Annotated in this window: 1 protein-coding gene; it reads right to left on the minus strand. The window is 71.0% G+C overall.

The features are described 5' to 3' along the window. Window positions 1-87: 87 nt before the first annotated feature. A complete protein-coding gene (locus tag C1701_RS25480; RefSeq protein WP_337661960.1) occupies window positions 88-23643 on the minus strand; it encodes a non-ribosomal peptide synthase/polyketide synthase in 23556 nt (7851 codons plus the stop codon). Window positions 23644-23649 lie beyond the last annotated feature (6 nt).

Consider the following 23649-nt stretch of genomic DNA (forward strand, 5'->3'; position numbering starts at 1 on the left):
ACAGCCAAACACTCTTCAGTTGTCCACGAAGCGGGCTTCAGTCAGAGCTAAAGGCACTTCGTGCGGCGCATATCGGGTGGTGTGGCGCTATTGGGAAAGCACCATTCCCACGAGGCTTCGCAACTCGGCCTCGTAGCGGTCGGCGAGTCGCTGGATGGTGTCGTGGTCATGCACCCCCGACGAGTACCACCAGGTCACCGTCAACCGCCCGTCCTGCACCGCCCCCACCACATCCACCAGATGCGACCGCTCCTCCCCCGGATGATGATCCTGCCCCCGCACCGGCACCACACCCGAGAACACCCCCACACCCGACCCACCAGACCCAGCACCAGTTCCACCCACCTCGAACTGCCCCAGGTAGTTGAAACTCAACACCGGATCCGGACCCGACCCCAAAACCGCCCCCACCGACCCCGACCCCGACAGGTACCGCAACGCCCCGTACCCCACACCCCGATCCGGCACCGCCCGCAACCCCCGCCGCACCGACCGGATCACCGCCGGCCAACCAGCACCCACCGGCACCTCCAGAGCCACCGGGAAGATCGAGGTGAACCACCCCACCGTCCGCGAGAGGTCCACCCCCTCGAACAACTCCTCCCGACCATGCCCCTCCAGGTTGACCACCACCCGATCCCGACCGGTCCACTCCGACAGCACCAGCCCCAACCCGGCCAACAACACGTCGTTGATCTGACTGCGGAACCGCCCCGGCACCGCCGTGAGCAACGCCGCGGTCCGCTCGGCGTCCAAGGACACCGTCACACTGGCCTGCGAAGCCACGGTGTTCACCCCACCCGGGTGATCCACCGGGATCTCCAGGTCTCCCGGCTCGGAGAGCACCGACCGCCAGTGCTCCACCTGGTCGTCGAAACCCCCGGCGCGGGTGTGCTCGGCCAGTCTCCCCGCCCACACCGCGACCGAGGTGGTCTTCGTGCCCAACTCCACGGATCGCCCCGCGCTGGCCTGCTGGCAGGCCGTGCCCAGGTCGGAGAGCAGGATCCGCCAGGACACCCCGTCGATCACCGCGTGGTGGGCCACGATCCCGACCTCGACCACCACCCCGTCACGGACACCGGCCAGGACACGCAGCAACGGGCCCTCCCGCAGGTCCAGGCCGGACTGGGCCCGGGTCAGGGCCTCCTCCCACACCGCCCGCGCCTGCTCACCACCACCGGAGCCGCCGGTCTCGGTCAGCTCCACCCGACCGAGCACCAGGTCCGGATCCAGATCCGGGAGCAGCCGTGGGCGCCACCCGGTGTCAGCCCGGTCGAACACCATCCGCAGCGCGTCGTGCTGGACCAGCAGACCCGCCACCGCCGCACGCAGCACCGGTATCCCGACCGGTGCGGACAACTCCAGGGTCATCGACATCGTGAAGTGCTGCGGGGCCACCGGGTGGGTGGCGAAGAACCACTCCAACACCGGGGTGGTCCCCACCGGACCCGACACCACACCCTGCTCGAGCTCCCCGACACCCGGTCCTGCGGGGTCGGCGAGCGCTGCGGCGAGCGCACGAACCGTCTGACGTTGGAAGATGTCCCTGGTGGACAGGGTGTATCCCGCGCGGCGGGCGCGGGAGACGACCTGGATGCTGAGGATCGAGTCCCCGCCCAGCTCGAAGAAGTTGTCGGTGGCCCCGACCTCCTCGCGGTGCAGGACCTCCGCCCATATCGCGCACAGCGCCCGCTCGGTCTCGTCGGCCGGTGCGACGTGTTCGCCGGAAGTCAGGTCCGCGCCGGGTGCGGGCAGGGCGGCTCGGTCCACCTTGCCGTTGGCGGTCAACGGCAGTGCGTCGAGCACGACGACCGCCGACGGGACCGCGTACTCGGGAAGTGTCGAACGCAGGGCCTCCCGCATTTCTGGCCCGGAAAGGGCGTGGCCGGCGCCCGGCACGGCATATGCGACCAGTCGACGTGCCCCCGGCTGGTCCTCCCGAACCACGACGACCGCGCCCGCGACGCCCGGCAGGACCGCGAGCGCCGCCTCGACCTCGCCGGGTTCGATACGGAAACCCCGCAGTTTCACCTGGTCATCGGACCTGCCCACGAAGTCCAGGTTCCCGTCTGGCCTGCGGCGCACCAGGTCACCCGTCCGGTAGACCCGTTCGCCCCGGGTGCCGAACGGATCCGCCGTGAAACGGGACGCCGTCAGAGCCCGTCTCCCCGTGTAGCCCCTGGCGACGCCGGAACCTCCGAGGTACAGCTCGCCGACCACGCCGATCGGCACCGGTCGCAGGGACGTGTCCAGGACCAGTGCCCGGGTGTCGTCCATGGCGGCACCGAGGGGCACCCGTCCCTCGGAGACCTCCTCGCCGGGCTCTCCGCACACAGCGAACGTGGTGGTCTCCGTCGGGCCGTACACGTGGACGAACCGGGTGCCCGGGCATGCCGATCCCGCACGCGACCAGACCGAGGGGGAGGCCGCCTCACCCCCGGTCCACACCTGGTCCAACCCCGACCAGGCGGTCGGGTCCTCCTCGGTGATGAGCCCGAACAGCGCGGTCGTGACGAAGGCCGCCGACAGCCGGTGCTCACGGCACAGCCTCGTGAGCACGAAGGCGTCCAGGTCTCCCGGTGGTGCCACGACCACGGTGCCACCGCCCAGCAGCGGTACCCAGATCTCGTAGACGGCAGCGTCGAAGGCGTGCGGGGAGTGGAGGAGCACCCGACGGTGAGCCGGGTCCAGCCACCGCCGGTCCTCGGTGAACGCCAGCACGTCGTCGTGTGTGACGACCACGCCCTTCGGGGTTCCCGTGGACCCCGAGGTGTACATCACGTAGGCGGCGGCCGCCGCTGGCACGGGGACCGGAGAGAAGCCGGTGACGTCGCCGGACCCGGGCTGACCGGGATCGAGGGTGGTCACCTCGTCCGGGACCCGCTGCCGGTGTCCGGGTTCCGCCACCGCGACCGCGACCCCGAGGTCCTCGCAGATCCAGCGCACCCGCTCGGCTGGACTTCCCGGGTGCACGGGCACGAAGGCCGCTCCGACCTTGAGCACCGCCAGCCAGACCGCGACGACGGCCGGCCCCCGGTCGAGGGCCACCAGCACCGGGGTCTCCACGCCGACGCCGGCGCGGGCCAGATCAGTCGCGAGGCTGTCGGACCACGCGTCGAGCGCCGCATAGCTCAGTTCGAGCCGTTCGGCGCCGGGGACGGCCACCGCCGTGGCGCCCGGACTGGTGGCCACCCTCTCGGCGAAGGCGTCCACGAGCGACCGACCCGGCCGCGCTCGATGACTGGCCTCCGCGGGGAGGAGAAGCGTCCGCTCGGCGTCGTCGAGCAGGGCGGCCCCGCGTAGCGGCTGGTCGGGGAAGGAGGTGAGCTGGCTCGCCAGCCGCACCCAGTGGGCGGCGAGACGTTCCACGGTGGCCGCGTCGAAGAGGTCCGTGTTGTACTCGACGGCCGCGAGCAGCCCTTCGCCTGGGCCGTTCTCGTGGAACTCCAGGGTGAGGTCGAACTGGGCGGTGCCCCGTGGAACCGGGACGCTCTCCACTCGCAGTCCGGGAAGGCGCAGGTCGGCGTCTGGTGCGTTCTGCAGGATGACCATCGCCTGGACGAGGGGGGTGCGGGCAGGGTCCCGCTCGGGTACGAGTTCGTCGACGAGTCGGCTGAAGGGCACCTCCTGGTGGGCGAACGCCCCCAGCACCGTCTCCCGCACCTCGGCCAGGAACTCGACGAACGACCGCCGCTCATCGATCCGCGACCGCAGCACCAGGGTGTTGACGAAGAACCCCACCAGGTCCTCCACCTCGGCCCGGTCCCGACCCGAGGTCACCGTCCCCACCGCCACGTCATCCTGACCGGCGTACCGCCCGAACAACACCTGCGACACCGCCGTCAACGCCATGAACAGGCTCGCACCTCGGCCACGTGCGCAACCGCGGAGGCCGTCGGCGACTGCTGCTGGCACGGTGAAGGAGTGGCTGGCGCCGCTGGTGGTCCGCACTCCAGGTCGAGGGCGGTCGGTGGGCAGCTCGAGGGGCACAGCGCCGGCCAGCGCGTTCCGCCAGTAGGCGAGATGCCGGTCGAGAGCACCGTCGGCGAGGTCCTTCCGCTGCCACTCCGCGTAGTCGGCGTACTGGACGGGCAGGGGCCGCAGGCGGGGCTCGCGCTGCTCGACGATCGCGCTGTAGACCTCGTGGAGCTCCCGTGTCAGCACGCCCATCGACCAGCCGTCGGTCACGATGTGGTGCATGGCGAGCAGCAGGACGTGGCTGTCCGTTCCTTCCCGCACCAGCAGGACCCGGAGGAGTGGACCGGTGCGGAGGTCGAAGGGAGTGCTGATCTCGTCGTGCAGCACCTCGGCCAGCCGCTCGGCACGGTCCGGTTCCGCCCTGTCGCTGAGGTCCGTCACCCTGATCGCGACCTCGCCGGCCGGGTGGACGACCTGCACGCCCTGACCGTCCAGCTCGTCGAAGGTGGTCCGGAGCGATTCGTGGCGGGTGACCAGTGCGGTCACGGCGTCCCGCAGGGCGACCAGGTCGAGGGGGCCGACCAGGCGGAGTGCTCCACCCACGGTGTACTCGGTGCCTGTCCCCTCCGTGAACTCGTCGAGGAACCAGAGTCGCTGCTGGGCGAAGGACATCGGCACCGGGCCGGCGTGCCGGTCCCCGCTCGCGGTGACCGGGCTGGTGTTCCCCTTCGAGATGTCGCGTTCGATCACCTCCGCGAGTCCGCGCACGGTGGGCCGGTCGAACAACACCCGAGGTGACAGGTCCGCGTGGAGGAGCGACCTGATCCGGGAGACCACCCGCAGGCTGCGGATGGAATCCCCGCCCAGTTCGAAGAAGTCGTCGGTCACGCCGACCTGCTCGGCGTCGAGCACCTCCGACCAGATGTCGCAGAGCAGTCGCTCCTCCACCGTCTCGGGGGCGGCGGAGGCGGACTCGCCGCCGTGTTCCGGGGCGGGCAGCGCCGCGCGGTCGAGCTTGCCGTTCCCGGTCAGCGGGAAGGCGTCCAGGACGACGACGTTCGACGGCACCATGTGCTCGGGAAGAGCCGCGCGGAGATGTTTCCGCAACTCGGCAGGCACCAGGGACCCACCAGCGGCAGCGACCACATAGGCCACCAGGCGTTTGTCGCCGGGGGTGTCCTCCCGGACGACCACCACCGCCTGCGCCACTCCCGGGTGCTCTCCCAACCGGGCGGCGATCTCCCCCGGCTCGATCCGGAACCCCCGCACCTTCACCTGCTCATCCGCCCGACCCACGTACGACAGGCGCCCCTGACCATCCACCCGGGCCAAGTCCCCAGTCCGGTACATCCGCCGGCCATCCCCAGCGAACGGATCGGCCACGAACCGCGACGCCGTCAACCCCGCACGACCCGCATACCCCTGCGCCACGCCCGCACCCGCCACGTACATCTCCCCCACCACCCCCGGAGGAACCGGACGCAACCCACCGGCACGGTCCAGCACGTACACCCGCCACCCCGGTACCGCGTGCCCGATCACCCCAGCCGACCCCTCGACCAGATCGACCTCCGCACCGTTCTCCCCCTTCCCGGTCGGGTTGAGGGGGTGCGCGGTGACATGCACCGTGGTCTCGGTGATCCCGTACATGTTCACCAACACCGGTGTGTCCGGGTGCCGGGCCAACCACGGCCGCACCCGGGACACCTCCAACGCCTCCCCACCAAAGACCACCCACCGCAGGCACAACTCCCGCCCCAACCCGGGGTTCTCCGCCTCGGCCCGCACGAACTGCTCGAACGCCGAGGGTGTCTGGTTGAGCACCGTCACCCGCTGGGCCACCACCAGCTCCAGGAACTCCCCCGGACTGCGGGACACCTCCCAGGGCACCACCACCAACCGGCCCCCGAACGCCAACGCGCCCCACATCTCCCACACCGAGAAGTCGAAGGCCACCGAGTGGAACAACGTCCACACGTCCCCGGCGTCGAAGCCGTACCGGTCCTGGGTCCCGGTCAGCAGTGACACCACGCCGCGGTGCGGTACCGCCACGCCCTTCGGCCGTCCGGTCGACCCGGACGTGTAGATCACGTAGGCCACCGCCTCGGCGGGCACCACCACCTCCGGTCGCCCGGGTTCGTACCCCGAGAAGTCCGTGCGGTCCAGTTCCACCACCGGCACCCCGGACACCGCCCCCGGGAGAGCACCAGCGGTCTCCGAGACGGTCACCACCGTGGAGGCCCCGCTGTCGGTCAGGGTGTAGGCGATCCGCTCCGCCGGGTAGTTCGGGTCCACCGGCACGTACGCCGCCCCGGCCGCGAGCACACCCAGCACCCCTACCACCAGGTCGGTGGTGCGGGGCAGCAGCAACGCCACCCGCGCTCCCGGGGTCACGCCCCTGGCCCGCAGGTGCGCCGCCAGGCGGTAGGCCCGCCCGGCCAGTTCCCCGTAGGTCACCGTCGTGTCCTGGAAGGACACCGCCACCGCCTCGGGACGCTCCCGGACCTGACGATCGAACAACTCCACCAACGACACCGGCTCCACACCCTCGACGAGCGACGAGGGGCTGGCCCACGCCGACACCAGCTCGGCACGCTCGGCGCTGTCCGTGAGGGGAACGTTGCCCAGCAGTTCGTCGGGATTCCGGACGAGCCCGCGGATCAGCCCGCCGAGCTGCTCCGCCAAGCGTCGTGCTGTGGCTGGCCGGAACAGCGCCGGGTCGTAGGCGAGGTCCAGCGCGAGGGTCTCCTCGGTCGCGGCGGCGACTACTGTCAGCGGGTAGTTGGTCGCTTCGATCGCCGCCACGTCCCGGATCGCCAGACCGTGTCGGACGGCGGTGCCACCGTCCACCGGGTAGTTCTCGAACACGACGAGGCTCTCGAAGAGCGCGCTACCAGCTGGGGTGTCGGTCTCGATGTCGTTCAACGCCACGTAGTCGTACTGCCGAGCCTCAGCCTGTCGGGACTGGAGGTCCCGCAGCCACTCGCTCACCGGGCGGCTCGGATCGACCGTGATCCGGACCGGCAGGGTGTTGATGAAGAGACCGAGGATCTCGTCCGCCCGCGGCAGGTCCGCCGGACGTCCGGACACCGTGGCCCCGAAGACCACATCCCTGGTTCCGGCGTGCAGCGACAGCAGCCAGGCCCAGGCCGCCTGGACCAGTGCGTTCACCGTGATGCGGTGGGAGCGTGCGAAACCGGTCGCCTCGGCGGCCACTCCGGGGTCCAGGGGGACCCGGACCCTGTCGGTGGAGTGCCCTCGGTGCGCCTGGGAGGGAGCACTGTCCCACGGGAGGGCGACTGGTTCCTCGAAGCCGGCTAGGTCACGCCGCCAGAAGTCCAGTCCGGCCGGGCGGTCCCTCGCGGCCAGCCAGCGCACGTAGTCCCGGTAGGGGCGCCGAGGGCGCGAGATGCCTCGCCGCGTGACCTGGTCCCTGGCAGGGTCCTCGGATTCCCTTCCGGTACTGGAGTCGCGCGCGGTCCGCTCAGGGCTGGGCGGCACGCCGGGGGCGGCGGGCCGCCGCTCGTCGAGTTCCGCGTACTCGGCGAAGACGTCCGCGAAGAACAGCTGGGTGCTCCAGCCGTCGAGGAGGGCGTGGTGGAAGGTCCACACAAGACGGACGCTGGTGGTGTCGGTCCTGGCCAGGAAGAGCCGCATCAACGGGGCGACGCGTACGTCGAGGCCCCGGGTTCGGTCGGTCGCGAGGACTTCCCCCAAGCGCTCGGCCTGCTCCTGCGCGGACAGGCTGGACCAGTCGGCGTGCGTGACGGGAACCCTGGCGGCACGCCGGACGACCTGCACCGGTTCCGGGACACCGCGCCACTCCAGCGCGACCCGCATGGCGTCCGACCGGTCCACGACCCGCTGCCAGGCCTGGGCGAGGAGTTCCGGATCGGTGACGTTGTCGACCGTTGCCGTCATCTGCTCGAGGTAGGCGGCGCCGGTGGGGTCGGCGAGCGCGTGGAAGAGCATGCCCGCCTGCAACGGGGTCAACGGGTAGACGTCCTCAACGTCCCGGCCGTCACCCACCACCGCGTCCACCGCCTCCTGGTCCAGCCGAACCAGTGGGAAGTCCGAGGGCGAGGCCCCGCCCGATCCGGGCCGGGCGCAGTGCTCGACGAACTCGGCGATCCGGCCCAGGTGGTCCTCGGCCAGCCGCCGAACGGTCTCCTCACGATGGCGGTCGGTCGAGTAGAACCAGCTGAAGGTCAGCCGGCCCTCGCGAACCATGCCGACCACGTCCAGCAGGTGCTGGCGCTGCTCGTCGGGGTGGTGGTCCTGGCCGGGAACCCCGGTCTCGGCGCGCAGCGGTCCGCTGCCGGTGGACTCGGTGTTCGCGCTGACACCGGTGTCGAACTGGCCGTGGTAGTTGAAGCTGACCGCCGGGGCCGGCTGCCCCACCAACTCCGGGACCGCACCCAGGTACCGCAACGCCCCGTACCCCACACCCCGGTCGGGAACAGCACGCAACTGCTCCTTCACCGACTTCACCACCACCGACCAGTCCACCCCACCAGCCGGCTCACCCGGCACCGACAACGCCACCGGGTACACCGAGGTGAACCACCCCACCGTCCGGGACAGGTCCACCCCCTCGAACAACTCCTCCCGGCCATGACCCTCCATGGCCACCGCCACCCGGTCCCGACCGGTCCACTCCCGCAACGTCAACGCCAACGCCGCCAACAACACGTCGTTGGCCTGCGTCCGGTACACCGCCGGAACCCGCTGCACCAACGCCCGGGTCCGCTCGACGTCCAGCGACACCGACACCGACCCCATCGACCCGACCGTGTTCCGGCCCCCGGTGCCATCCACCGGCACCTCGACGCTGACATCCGGGCCCACCGCGTCGGCCCAGTACCCGACCTGCTCGGAGAAACCACCCGCCCGCACGTGCTCCCGGAGCCGGGAGGCCCACTGCCGGACCGAGGTCGTCTTCGCTCCGAGGTCGATCTCCGCCCCGGCGGCGGCCTGGGCGTATCCCGCGGCGAGGTCGCTGAGCAGGATCCGCCAGGACACGCCGTCGACTACCGCGTGGTGGGCGACGAGCACCAGTCGCGGTTCGCCGGTCGTCCGGCCGACGAGGACGCGCAGGAGCGGGCCCCGGCTCAGGTCCATGCCGGACTGGACGCCGGCGACCTCGCGTTCCCAGTGCGCGTCGGCGTCCCCGGCCTGGAGGTTGGTCACCGTGAGGACGGTGTCGATGTCGAGCTCCGCGAGCAGTCGGGGCCGCCAGCCGCCGTCGACGGTCCGGTCGAACACGGTGCGCAGGGCGTCGTGGTGGGCGACGAGCGCCTCGACGGTGGCGCGGAGCGCGGCGAGGTCGGTGTCGGGGGCAAGGGTGAAGCCCATCGACATCATGAAGTGGTGCGGCGCCACCGGATGGGTGTCCAGGAACCACTCCAGCACCGGGGTGGTCTCCACCGGCCCGCTCACGGGGGCCTGGCGAACACTCGGTCGTGGCCCGGTGGTGCCTGTCTCCCCGAGGACGAGGGTCTCGGCGAGGTCCGCGGCGAGGGCTTCGACGGTCTGTTTGACGAACACGTCCCGCGAGGACAGCTCCAACCCCGCACGACGAGCCCGCGACACCACCTGGATGCTCAGGATCGAGTCACCACCCAACTCGAAGAAGTTGTCGGTCACCCCCACCCGCTCCACACCCAACAACTCCGACCAAATACGGCACAACACCCGCTCGACCTCGGTCCGAGCCGGCACGTACCGCTCCCCGCCCTCCGCCTCCGGGCTGGGCAGCCTGTCGACGTCCAACTTCCCGTTGACCGTCACCGGCAGCTCCGCCAACACCACGAACACCGCCGGCACCATGTACTCCGGCAGCATCCGCCGCGTCCGTTCCCGCACCACCTCCACATCCAGCCCCGCCTGCCCGGTCAGGTACGCCACCAACCGGCGCACCCCCGGGGTGTCCTCCCGCACGACCACCGCCGACTCCGCCACCCCCGGCGAGGACGCCACCACGGACTCGATCTCACCCAGCTCGATGCGGAACCCCCGCAACTTGACCTGGTCATCCGCCCGCCCCGCGAACTCCAACACCCCCGACCGGCTCCACCGACCCCGATCCCCGGTCCGGTACATCCGCCCCCCACCACCGGTGAAGGGATCCGCCACGAACCGCGACGCGCTCAACCCCGCCCGACCCGCATACCCCCGGGCCACCCCAGCACCCGCCAGGTACACATCCCCCACCACCCCCGGCGGCACCGGACGCAACCACCGGTCCAGCACGAACACCCGGGTCCCCGCGATCGGACGACCCACCCGCACCGGCACCCCCGGCTCCAACACCTCCCACGTCGACCACACCGTGGCCTCGGTGGCCCCGTACAGGTTGACCATCCGCCGGCCCGGCGCCCACCGACGCACCAACTCCGCCCCGCACGCCTCCCCACCGGTGGCCAGGGTCACCAACTCCGGCAACGCCGTGGTCGGCACACTGGCCAACGCCGTAGGCGGGACCAACGCGTGGGTGATCCGGCCCTGGGACAGGAACCGGCCCAACTCCTCCCCCGCCAGCGGACCCGGCGCGGCGGGCACGACCAGCCTGGCCCCGCAGGCGAAGGGCATCAGCAGTTCCATCACCGCCGCGTCGAAACTCGGCGAGGCCACCTGCGAGACCCGCGAGTCCGGGCGCAGCCCGAACAGGCGGACCTGCTCGAGGGCCAGAGTGGCGATCCCGGTATGCGGGACGACCACGCCCTTGGGACGACCGGTCGACCCCGACGTGAAGATCACATACGCCGCCGCGTCACCGGGAACGGCTACCCGCACCGGGGAGTCATCGGTGGCCTCCAGCTCAGCCAGTGTGGCCGCCTGGTCGAGCACCGCGACGGGTACGTCGAGATCCAGGTCCTCGGGCTGCCAGCCGGTGGCGGTGAGGACGTGGGTGATCCCGGCGTCGGAGAGCATGAACCCGATCCGCTCGGCCGGGTACCACGGGTCCAAGGGCACCATCACCCCACCAGCCCGCATCACCGCGAGCATGCTCACGACCATCTCCACCGACCGGGGCAGCAACAACCCGACCCGGGTCTCCAGGCCCACACCCCGACCCCGCAGGAACCGGGCCAACCGGTTGACCCGGGAGTCCAACTCGGCGTAGGTCAGCGTGGTCGTCCCGGATTCCACCGCGACCGCCCCGGGACGGGCCTGCGCCTGCCGGGACACCAGCTCGGCGAAGGGCACCGGGTCCACCGCCGCACCCCGGTCGTTCCACTCCACGGTGATCCGGTCGTGGTCGGTACCAGGAAGCAGGGGGACCGTGGCCAGGGCACGGGTGGGGTCAGTGACCACCCGTTCGGCGAGGGCGATCCAGTCCGCGGCCATCCGGTCGATGGTGGTCGGGTCGAACAGGTCGGTGGCGTACTGCACCGACAGCGCCAACCCCTGCCCCGTCTCCTGGAACTCCCACGTCAGATCGAACTGCGCCGTGGACATTGGAACCGCGCACCCCGACACCACCACACCGGGCAACTCCACCGCCGCCACCGGAACGTTCTGCAGCACCACCATCGCCTGCACCAACGGCGTCCGCGAGGTGTCCCGCTCCGGAGCCAGCTCCTCGACCAACCGTGAGAACGGCACCTCCTGGTGCGCGAACGCACCCAGCACCGACTCCCGCACTCCCGACAACACCCCGGCGAACCCCACGCCCTCATCCACCCGCGACCGCACCACCACGGTGTTCACGAAGAACCCCACCAGGTCCTCCACCTCGGCCCGGTCCCGGCCCGACACCGCTGTTCCCACCGCCACATCACCCTGCCCGGTGTACCGGGACAACAACACCTGGGTCACCGCCGTGACCGTCATGAACAGGCTGGCCCCGCCAGCCCGGCCCACCGACCGCAGTCCCTCGGTCAGCCCGCTGGGGATGGTCACCGTGGTCACCGCGCCGGCGGCCGAACGCACTGCCGGTCGGGGTCGATCGGTGGGCAGCTCCAGCACCGGAAGTCCTGCCAACCGTTCCCGCCAGTAGTCCAGTTGGGACTCGATCACGGTGTTCTGGTGTTCCCGCTGCCACACCGCGTAGTCCGGGTACTGCAGGGTCATCTCGGGCAGAGCCACCGGTCGGTTCTCGACCAGGGCGGCGTAGGCGGTGTTCAGCTCGCGGGTGATCACGCCCATGGACCAGCCGTCGGTGACGATGTGGTGCATCGCCAACACCAGGACGTGGCTGTCGGGGGCCTCCCGCACGAGCAGGACCCGCACCAACGGTCCCGTCCGCAGATCGAACGGGATCGCCGCCTCCGCCCGGAGGATCTCGTCGAGCTCGTCGTCGGACGCGTTGGTCGTGGCCGGTCCCGCGGTCGCCGTGACCCCGGTCCGGGTGTTCGCCCCCCGACGGACACCAGCGCCCTCGGATCCCCGTACGGCCTCGTCCGCCAGCTCGTCACGGACCAGGTCCACGAATCGGATGCGCACGTCCGACTCGGCACGGACGATCTGCACACCCCTGCCGTCGACGGTGTCGAAGGTGGTCCGCAGCGATTCGTGACGGTCGACGAGGGTCGACACCGCCCGCTGCAACGCATCGTGGTCCACTGCCCCTGTCAGTCGCAGAGCGTTGACGATGGCGTGTGACGGACCGCCCTGCCCGTAGTCGTCCAGGAACCACAGGCGTTCCTGCGCGTAGGACAGCGGAAGCCGGTCTCCTCCGGCTTCGCGGTCGACAGCTCTGATGGGAACCTGCTCGTCAGCGAAGCCGCCACCCAGGGCCGTGGCGAGTTCGGCGACCGTGCGGTGGTCGAACAGCGCGCGCGGAGACAACGCCACCCCGAACTCCGCCCGCAACCGCGAGGTCACCCGCAGGCTCAGGATCGAGTCACCACCCAACTCGAAGAAGTCGTCGGTCACCCCGACGCGCTCCACACCCAGCACCTCGGACCACACCGCGCAGACCCGCCGCTCGGTGTCAGTGCCAGGTGCCACGAACTCCGCGTCGGATCCCGGTTCCGGTGCGGGCAGCGCCCGCCGGTCCACCTTGCCGTTCGAGGTCAGCGGGAACGCGTCGAGCGCGACGAAGGCGGCGGGAACCATGTGCGCGGGAAGCGCGTCGTTCAGCCGGTCTCGCAGTTCGTCCAGATCGATCCGGTCGTCCCCGCTGGGCACCACGTATCCGACGAGTCGCCGGACGTGCGGGCTGTCCTCCCGAAGGATGACGGCGGCGTCGGCCACGGCGTGGTGCCGTGTCATGGCCCGCTCGATCTCACCGGGTTCGATGCGGAACCCCCGCAGCTTCACCTGGTCATCGACCCGGCCCACGAACTCCAGCGCACCGCCGGCCCGCCACCGCACCACATCCCCCGTCCGGTACAACCGGGAACCGGACGGCCCGAACGGGTCAGCGACGAACCGTTCCGCCGTCAGACCAGGACGACCGAGGTAGCCCCGAGCCACCCCGGCACCCGCCACGTACAACTCACCCGAGACACCCACCGGCACCGGGCGCAACCGCCCGTCCAACACGAACACCCGGGCATTGGCCACCGGCGCCCCGATCGGCGGCACCTCCTCCGCCCCTGCCGACAACGGAGCGCTCATCGTCGCCGCCACCGTCGTCTCACTCGGCCCATAACCGTTCAGGAAACGCCGGCCGCGCGCCCAGCGGGCGGCGGTGTCCGCGCCCAGGGCCTCTCCGCCGGAGACGACGGTCCTGAGCGTTTCCACCTCGGTGTCAGGAGCGGCGGCCAGCAGGACGGCGGGCAGCATCGCGTGGGAGATCCGCTCGGCGCGCAGCATCTCCACCAGTTCGGTGCCGTCGGACCGCGCGGCGGTCGGTAGTACCACGGTGGCTCCGGCCGCCAGGGACATCAGCACGTCGGCGACGGCGACGTCGAAGCTGGGCGACACGAACTGGAGGAGACGGCTCCCGGTTCCCAGGCACATGGTCTCCAGGTGGTGGACGGCCAGGCTCGCGAGTCCGGCGTGGGGAACGACGACGCCCTTCGGACGTCCGGTGGAGCCCGAGGTGTAGATCACGTAGGCCGCCCGGCCCGGGGAGATCGACTCCGGCCACGGCAACCCCGCCCGGTGCTCGAGGTCCATCCGCACCTCGGGGTCGTCCACGACCAACACCGGCACCCCGGCCGGCACCCGGTCGGCCAGGGCCAACGTGGTCACCACCACCGCAGCCCCGCTGTCCCGGACCACGTACTCGATCCGCTCCGCCGGGTAGTCCGCGTCCACCGGCAGGTACACCCCACCCGCGACCCAGGTCGCCAGCATCGCCACCACACCGTCGGCCGAACGAGGCAACAACACCGCCACCGCCGACTCCACACCGACTCCCGAGTCCGCGAACCAGGCAGCCCAACGGCCCACTCTTTCCGCCAGTTCCTGGTAGTGAACACGGGCAACGCCGTCCTCGATCGCGACGGCGTCTCCACCCCCGTCCCGAGCCCGGGTACGGGCACGCTGCGCGATCAGGTCCAGCACGGACACGTCGAGCAGGTCAGGACGCTGGGTGGCGTTGCGCTCGACCAGCAGGTCGCGACGTTCCGCCTCCGCCAGCGCCGTCACCCCGGACACCGGACCCTCCGGTGCCCCAACAAGCCCGCCCAACAGCAACTCGAAACGCTCCGCGAGGACGGCCACCGTCTCCCTGTCGAACAACGCCGGGTCATAAGCCAACACGAACCCGGTCCGCTCCCCGGTGTAAGCCACCAGCGTCAACGGGTAGTTCGTCGTCTCCACCGCCGCGACATCCGACACCACCAACCCGTGCCGCGCCGCCGACTCCTCATCCACCGGGTAGTTCTCGAAAATGATCAGACTGTCGAACAGCGACACCCCCGCCGGCACCTCGGTGGGGATCTCGGTCAACGCCACGTGGTCGTGCGCCCGCGCCTCGGCCTGCCCGGCCTGCACCGACCGCACCCACGACCCCACCGACCGGTCCTCGTCCACGCGGATGCGCACCGGCAGCGTGTTGATGAACAACCCGAGGATGTCCTCCGCCCCGGGCAGGTCCGCCGGCCGACCCGACACCGTCGCCCCGAACACGACCTCCGAGGTGCCCGCGTGCCGGGACAGCAGCAGGGCCCACGCGGCCTGCACCACCGCGTTCACCGTGACCCGCTGCTCCCGCACGAACCCGGCCACCGCCGTGCTGAGCTCGGCGGGCAGTTCGACATCCCACCGGGCACTGGACTGCGAGCGGTGCGCCCGCTCGGGGGCCCGGTCGTAGGGCAGGGGGGTGGGCTCGTCGAACCCGGACAACGTCCGACGCCAGAACTCGAGGCTTTCGGAGATGTTCCGCTTCCTGAGCCACGCCAGGTAGTCCCGGTACGGCAACCTCGATGCCGGTGGTGCCACTCGGTCGGGCTCGCACAGGGCGGCGTATTCGGTGAAGACGTCGTCGAGGAAGCGGAACGTGCTCCAGCCGTCGAGGAGCAGGTGGTGGAAAGTCCACACCACCCGCACCCGACCCGCACCCTCCCGAGCCAGGAACAACCGCATCAACGGAGCAACCCCCACATCCAGGCCCCGCTCCCGGTCCACCACCAGGAACTCCGCCAACACCTCCGCCCGCCGCTCCTCAGCCAACCCCGACCAATCCACCACCGTCACCGGCACCCGCACCACCCGATGCACCACCTGCACCGGCTCAGCCACCCCCTCCCACACCACCGACACCCGCAACGCATCCGACCCCGCCACCACCCGCTGCCATGCCCGACCCAACACCTCCGGATCAGCCACCCCCTCCACCACACAACTGAACTGCTCCACATACGCCCCCGACCCCGGATCCGCCACCGCGTGGAACACCATCCCCGCCTGCAACGGCGTCAACGGATACACATCCGCCACCCCACCACCACGCCCAACACCCGCGACCACCTCAGAGGTCTCCACGGTATCGAGCAGGTGATCCACCCCCGCCTGGTCCAACGCCACCAACGGGAAGTCCGACGGACTGGCACCCCCCACCCCCGGCCGCCGGCAGTGCCCCACGAACTCCCGCAACCCCTCCACCACCGCCCGGGCCAACCCCACCACCGTGGCCCGCTCGAACACCCCCGTGGAATACCACCAACTGAACCGCAACCGGCCCTGCACCACCCCACCCACCACATCCAGCAGATACGCCCGTTCCTCACCCGGGGCGTGCTCCCGACCCCCCACCTCCACCGGAACCCCGAACAAGGAACCACCGTCCTGATCGGTATCGAGGTGGAACACCCCGTGGTAGTTCACGCTCACCCCCGGCACCGGCTGCCCCACCAGCTCCGCCGCCCCACCGGTGTACCGCAACGCCTGATAACCCACGCCCCGGTCCGGGACCGCCCGCAACGCCTCCTTCACACCCAACACCGTGGCTGCCCAGCCCTGCCCGGTCTCCTGGAGCACCACCGGGTAGACCGAGGTGAACCAGCCCACCGTCCGGGACAGGTCCACCCCCTCGAACAACTCCTCCCGACCATGCCCCTCCAGGGCCACCGCTACCCGGTCCCGACCCGCCCACCGGGTCAGTACCCGACCCACCACGGCCAGCAGCACGTCGTTGACCTGGGTCCGGTACACCGCGGGGACCTCCGAGAGCACCGCCCGGGTGGTCTCGGTGTCCAGTTCCACCTCGACCCGGTCCTGGTGTTCCACGGTGTTGGGACCCCCGGGGTGGTCCACCGGGATCTCCACCACACCCGGGTCCGACAGCAGGGTGGTCCAGTAGTCGAGTTGGTCGGTGAACCCCCCGGACCGAGTGTGTTCGGCCAGCCGGGCCGTCCACTGGCCCATCGAGGAGGTCCGTTCCCCCAGGTCCACCGGGTTCCCGGTGCGGGCCTGGTGGTAGGCGGTGTCGAGGTCGGAGAGCAGGACCCGCAAGGACACCCCGTCCACCACCGCGTGATGCGCTACCAGCGCTACCCGCCAGCCCCGCGGGGTCCGGGCCAGTACGACCCGCAGCAGTGGGCCGGTGGCCAGGTCCATTCCCGACTGGGCGGTGGTCACCGTGTCCTGCCATGCCTGTTCGGGATCGGTCACCCCGACGGTGTTCACGACCTCGAGGACGGAGGCGGCCTCGAGGTCGGGGAGGATCCGCGGGGCCCAGGCCCCCTGGGGGTCCCGGTCGATCACCAGGCGCAGCGCGTCGTGCTGGGTCAACACCGCGGTCACCGCTGTCTGGAACGCGGCCAGGTCCAGGCTCTCGGGCAGGTCGAACGCGGTCGACATCGCGAAGTGGTGCGGGGCCACCGGGTGGGTTTGCAGGAACCAGGACAGCACCGGGGTTGGTTCCACCGGGCCCGACACCGGACCCCGCGGCACGGGAGTGCCGACCCCAGCAGTCGGCGTGCGGCTCATCCCCGCCGCCAACGCGCCAACTGTCTGGCGGAGGAAGATGTCACGGGACGACAGCACCAGACCCGCCCGACGGGCTTGGGCCACGACCTGGATGCTCAGGATCGAGTCGCCACCGAGGTCGAAGAAGTTGTCGGTGACGCCGACGCGGTCCACCTTCAGCACCTCTGCCCAGACGGCGCACAACGTCCGCTCGGTCTCGTCCCGCGGAGCGGCGTAGGCCGTCACGGCATCGAACTCGGGGCGGGGAAGCGCCTGGCGGTCCAGCTTGCCGTGCACGGTCAACGGCAGCTCGTCCAGAACGACGAACGCGGCGGGAACCATGAAGTCCGGTAGGACGGCGCGGGTGTGGTCCCGCAGGACGTCACTGCCCGGAACGGTACCGTCGGCGGGCGGCGTGAGGTACGCGGCGAGGCGGGCCGCCCCCGGGTCGTCGGTTCGGAGGACTACGACGGCATCGCCGACCAGAGGGTGTCGTCGCAGCACGTTCTCGATCTCACCGAGCTCGATGCGGAAGCCCCGCAGCTTCACCTGGTCATCCGAGCGTCCGCTGAACCGCAGTTGTCCGGTGGGCAGCCAGCGGACCACGTCGCCGGTCCGGTAGAGCCGGCTCCCGTCCTGGGCATAGGGGTTGGCGACGAACCGTTCTCCGGTCAGTCCGGGGCGGTTGAGGTATCCGCGTGCCAGGCTGAGGCCGCTGACGTAGAGATCGCCGTCGACGCCCGGCGGTACCGGACGCAACCGCTCGTCCAGGACGAACACCCGGGTGCCCGGGATCGGGGTACCGATCGGAGGTGTACCCGTGGTCGCCGCGAGCGGCCGACTCGTCGAGGTGACGACGGTCGTCTCCGTCGGACCGTAGGCGTTGATCATGGTTCGTCCCGGCGACCAGCGCCGGACGAGGTCCGGGCCGCACGCCTCGCCGCCGGTCAGCAGGGTGCGCAGCCTGGGGAGTTCGACCGGCGGCAGGCTGGCGAGCGCCGAAGGCGACACCAGCGCGTGGGTGATCTGGTTCTCCGCGAGGACTGCGGCGAGCTCCTCACCGGCCAGCGGCCCAGCGGCTGCCGGTACCACGAGGGTGCCACCGCTGGCGAACGCCATCAGCAGCTCCATCACGGCGGCGTCGAAGCTGGGCGAGGCGAGTTGCAGAACCCTGCTGGCGGGGTCGAGCCCGAACCGGCGCGGTTGTTCCCCGGCGAGGGCGGCGACTCCCGCATGGGAGACGAGGACCCCCTTCGGCCAGCCCGTGGACCCCGAGGTGTAGATCACGTAGGCGCCGCTTCCGGGCAGGACCCTGGTGTGCGGCGGGTGTTCTCCGGGATGCGTGTCCAGCTCAGCGGCGGTCTCCGCCGTGTCGAGCTCGACGACGAGGGGGCCCGTCGGTGCGGGAGTCCCGGCGGTCACATCGGTGCGGGTGAGCAGCAGCGCGCTCCCGCTGTCCCGCACCATGTACTCGATGCGGTCCGAGGGGTGGCTGGGGTCGATGGGCAGGTAGACCGCTCCGGCCTTGAGCACGGCCAACGTGGCGACCACCTGGTCGACCGAACGTGGCAGCAGCAGGGCAACCCGGGTCTCCGGACCGGCCCCGAGGCGGGCCACCAGGTGGGCCAGCCGGTTGGCCCTGACGTCGAGTTCCCGGTAGCTCAGGGCGGTCGGACCGCACACCAGCGCGGTGGCGTCCGGGCGCGTGGCCGCCACTCGTTCGACGATCTCGGCGTAGGGCACCCAGGGGACGTCGGTGTCCGTGGCGTTCCAACCGGTGGTGAGCCGGGCCCGTTCCTCGGCGGACAGCAGGTCCACCTCGCTCAACGGCAGGCTCGGGTAGTCGGCGACGGCGGTGAGCAGGCGCACCAGCCGATCGGCGAGGGAACGTGCCGTCGACTCGTCGAACAGGTCGGCGGCGTACGCCACCACTCCCCGGACGCCGTCTCCGGCCGAGTCCGGGGACCGCCGATCGGCGAGCACGATCTCCAGGTCCACCTTGGAGCCGGTGGACTCGACGGACTCCGGCTGGCATTCGACACCAGGAAGGGACCAGCTCCGGGTCGCGTCCTCGGTGACGCTGACCATCACCTGGAACAGCGGATGCCTGCCGAGCGACCGGGCCGGGCTGATGGCCTCGACGAGTTCCTCGAACGGAACATCCTGGTGGGCGAACGCCCTCAGGTCCGCCGTCCGCACTCGGTCCAACAGTTCCCGGAAGGTCGGGTCACCAGCGGTGTCGGTTCGCAGCACGAGGGTGTTGACGAAGAAGCCGACGAGGTCGTTCAGCTTGTCGTCGGACCGGCCGGCGACCGGGGCACCGAGCGGGATGTCGGTGCCCGCTCCCATCCTGGTGAGCAGCGCCGCGACAGCTGCCTGCAGCACCATGAAGACGCTGGCGGAGCTGTCGCGCGCCAGGCGGGTCACGCTCTCGTGCAGTGCTGCCGGGAGAACGAACTCGACGGACCCGCCCTGGTGGGAGGACTCCCTCGGACGGGGCCGGTCGGCGGGGAGGGCCAGCGTGTCCGGCGCGCCGGCGAGAGTGTCCCGCCACCAGGCGATGCCGTCGGCGAGCCTGCTGCCGGTCTCCTCGGACTGGCCGAGCACGCGACGCTGCCACAGGGTGTAGTCCGCGTACTGGACCGGGAGTGGCTCCCACCGTGGTTCGAGACCCGCCGCGCGCGCGGCGTAGGCGGTGGCCAGGTCTCGGGTGAACGGGGAGAGGGACCAGGCGTCGGCGGCGATGTGGTGCAGGACCAGGAGCAGCACATTCGTCCGCGCGTTCACGGCGAACAACCGGGCCCGGAGCGGGACCTCACGGGCGAGGTCGAAGCCCTCGATCGCGGCGGCCGCCAGCGATTTGGCGAGCGTCCTCTCCTCGACCACGGTCGTCGGCAGCTCGACGTGGAGATCCTCGACGGGCACCACCCGCTGAACGGGTCGCCCGTCGGGGGCGGGGAACACGGTGCGAAGCGCCTCGTGCCGGACGAGGACGTCACGGAGCGCGGCGAGCAGGGCATCGACGTCGAGCGGTCCGGTGAGGCGCAACGCGAGGGGGACGTTGTAGGAGCCGGCGGTGTCCCCGACCTGGTCGACGAACCACAACCTGCGCTGGGCGAAGGACAGCGGGATCTCGGCCGGGCGCTCCGTCGGGGTGAGCGCGGACGCCGCTCGGTCGGCTCCCTCCACCCAGGACGCCAGTCCTCTCGGGGTCGGGGACTCGAAAAGCGCTCGGAGGGGGATCTCGACGTCCAGCACGGCGCGAACACGGCTGACGACGCGGATCGCGGCGAGCGAGTGCCCGCCGAGGTCGAAGAAGCTGTCAGTCGCACCGACCCGCTCGACGCCGAGGACGTCCGCCCAGACCGAGCAGAGCGTTCTCTCCAGGTCGGTCCGGGGTTCGACGTGCTCGCCCTCCCTGGTCGTGCCTGGTTCGGGTAAAGCGGCCCGGTCGACCTTGCCGTTACCCGTCAGGGGCAAGGCCTCGAGCACCACCACCGCCGCCGGCACCAGGTACTCCGGCAACCGAGACCGCAACTCCTCCCGCACCTGCCCACCATCAACCACATGCCCCTCGGCCGGCACCACGTAACCCACCAGACGCCGCGCTCCCGGGGTGTCCTCCCGGACCACCACCACCGCCCGCGCCACACCCGGCTGCCCCACCAACGCGGCCTCGACCTCACCCGGCTCGATGCGGAACCCCCGCACCTTCACCTGATCGTCGGACCGCCCCACGAACTCGAGGACCCCGTCCGGCAACCACCGCACCCGATCCCCCGTCCGGTACACCCGACCACCAGCGGCATCGAAGGGATCAGCCACGAACCGCGACGCCGTCAACCCCGGACGATCCACATACCCATGCCCCAGACCCGCACCCGAGGTGTAGAGCTCCCCCGGCACCCCCACCGGCACCGGACGCAACCACCGGTCCAACACCACCACCCCGGACCCCGCCACCGGCGACCCGATCGGCACCGAACCCCGCCCCCGCACAACGGAGGCACCCACCACCTGAACAGTGGTGAACACCGTGTTCTCCGTGGGCCCGTACCCGTTGACCAACCGCACCCCCGGTACCGCCTCCACCACCCGCCGGCAGTGCGACGGAGACAGCACGTCACCCCCGGCCAACAGGTACCGCACCCCCGACAACACCGCCACATCAGTGTCGACGACCTCGTGGAACAACCCCGCCGTCAACCACAACCCCGTCACCGCGTACTCACCCAGGAACTCACCCAGTTCGGGTACCGACAACACCCCGGGCCGGGGCACCGCCACCGCCGCCCCGTTGAGCAACGCTCCCCAGATCTCCAAAGTGGCCGCGTCGAAGGACAACGACGCCAGTTGGGCGACAACATCCCCCGGCCCCACCGGCAGGTGATCCGGCTCCCACGCCACCCGCACCACAGCCCGGTGCGGTACCACCACTCCCTTCGGAGTACCGGTGGAGCCGGACGTGTAGATCACATACGCCGGCATGTCACCCGAGACCACTCCCGGTGGCACGGTGGTCTCCCGCTCGAGGGCGGCCACGGTCGCCGGGTCGTCCACCACCACCGTCGCCAGGCCCGCCGGGACCCGGTCGGCCAACTCGGCGGTGGTCACCACCACCCCGGCCCCACTGTCGGTGAGCAGGAACTCCACCCGCGCCGCCGGGTACCCCGGATCCACCGGAACGTAGGCACCACCCGCCCGGAGCACGGCCAACAGCACGCACACCGCATCCGGACCCCGCTCCAACAACACCCCCACCCGGGAACCGGCCACCACACCCCGCGACACCAGGTATCCGGCCAACCGGGCCGACCGGGCATCGACCTCCCGGTAGGACCACGACACCCCTTCCCCCACCACCGCCGCCGCGTCCGGGCACTCGACCACCCGCGCGGCGAACACCCCGGTGACCGTCTGCACCGGCAGCACCCGGTCGGGGGTGTTCCACTCCGCCACCAGATCCCGCTCAGCGGGGTCGGTCACCGCCACCTCGACCAACCGGCGCTCCGGCTCCGCGGTCACCGCCTCGGCCAGCCGCACCCAGTCCCGGGCCCACCGCTCCACCGTGCCGGCATCGAACAGATCGGTGGCGTACTCGAGTGCGACGACCAGCCCCTCGGCGTCCTCGCGCAGTTCGAGAGTGAGGTCGAACCGCGCGCTCTCGGTGGGCAGCGGAAAGTCCTCGATCCTCAGCCCCGCCGGCCCGCTGTGCTCGCTCGGAGTGTTCTGCAGCACCAGCAGCGCTCGTACCAGGGAGTTCCCGCCCCGATCGCGGTTCGGCGCGAGTGCCTCCACCACCCGGTCGAAGGGGACCTCCCGGTGCCCGAAGGCGTCCAGCACCGTGGCCTTGACCGAGTCGAGCAGGTCAGCGAACGCTCTGGACTCGGACACTCGGGTGCGCAGGACGAGGGTGTTCACGAAGAAGCCGACGAGTCGTTCGAGCTCCGGGTGGTCCCGCCCCGAGGTGACGGTTCCCAGCGCGATGTCGTCCTGTCCGCTGCGCCTGGACAGCCACAGCTGGGTGAGGGCCGTCAGCGTCATGAAGAGGGTGACCCCGCGCTGCTCGCTGAGTTCCCGAAGGCCGGTGCTGGTGCTGTTCGGGAGCCGGAACTCGTGCACGGCACCGGCGGAGGTGGAGGTGGTGGGGCGAGGTCGGTCGGTGGGCAGTTCCACAGGGGCGAGATCGGCGAGCTGCCGTCGCCAGTAGTCGAGCTGCCGCCTGAGGTCGGGGCTGTCCTGTTGGTCGCGTTGCCACACCGCGTAGTCGGCGTACTGGACGGGGAGGTCCGGCAACCTCGCGTTCGTGCCTTCCAGCGCGGCCGTGTACAGGGCTGGGAGCTCCCGCGTGATCACCCCGGCGGACCAGCCGTCGGTGATGATGTGGTGCATGGACAGCACCAGCAGGTGCTCCTCGGGGGCGAGCCGCACGAGCAGCGCCCGCACCGGAGGTCGGGACCTCAGGTCGAAGCCGGTGTTGAGCTCCGCACGGACGACAGCGGGTAGTGCGTCCCCTGACGGCTCGACGCCCCGATCGGAATGTCCGTCCACCACGCGGAGTGGGAGGTCCGGCTCCGGCAGGACGTGCTGGGTCGCGCGTCCGTCGGTGTCGGCGAAGACCGTGCGCAACGACTCGTGCCGGGCGGCGAGTTCCCGCAGGGCGGTTCGCAGCGCCTCGACGTCGAGGACACCGAGGAGCCGGAGCCCGAGCGACGAGTTGTGGCCGGGATCGCCGGGCGACAACTCGTCGAGGAACCACAGGCGCTGCTGGCTGGGGGCAAGGGGGAGCACGCCGTCCCGGGAGGCCCGCCCGATGGTGCCTTGGCTGGTCTGCCCGCTGAGCCTCCTGCGCAGGGCCTCCCGCAGGTGCGCCGGCAGCGCCCGGGCCCGATTCTCTCGCGACGACGGCGTTTCCATCTGCTT

It is taken from the genome of Actinoalloteichus sp. AHMU CJ021 (genome assembly GCF_002895405.1).
In the GTDB taxonomy this organism is placed as follows: Bacteria; Actinomycetota; Actinomycetes; order Mycobacteriales; family Pseudonocardiaceae; genus Actinoalloteichus_B; species Actinoalloteichus_B caeruleus.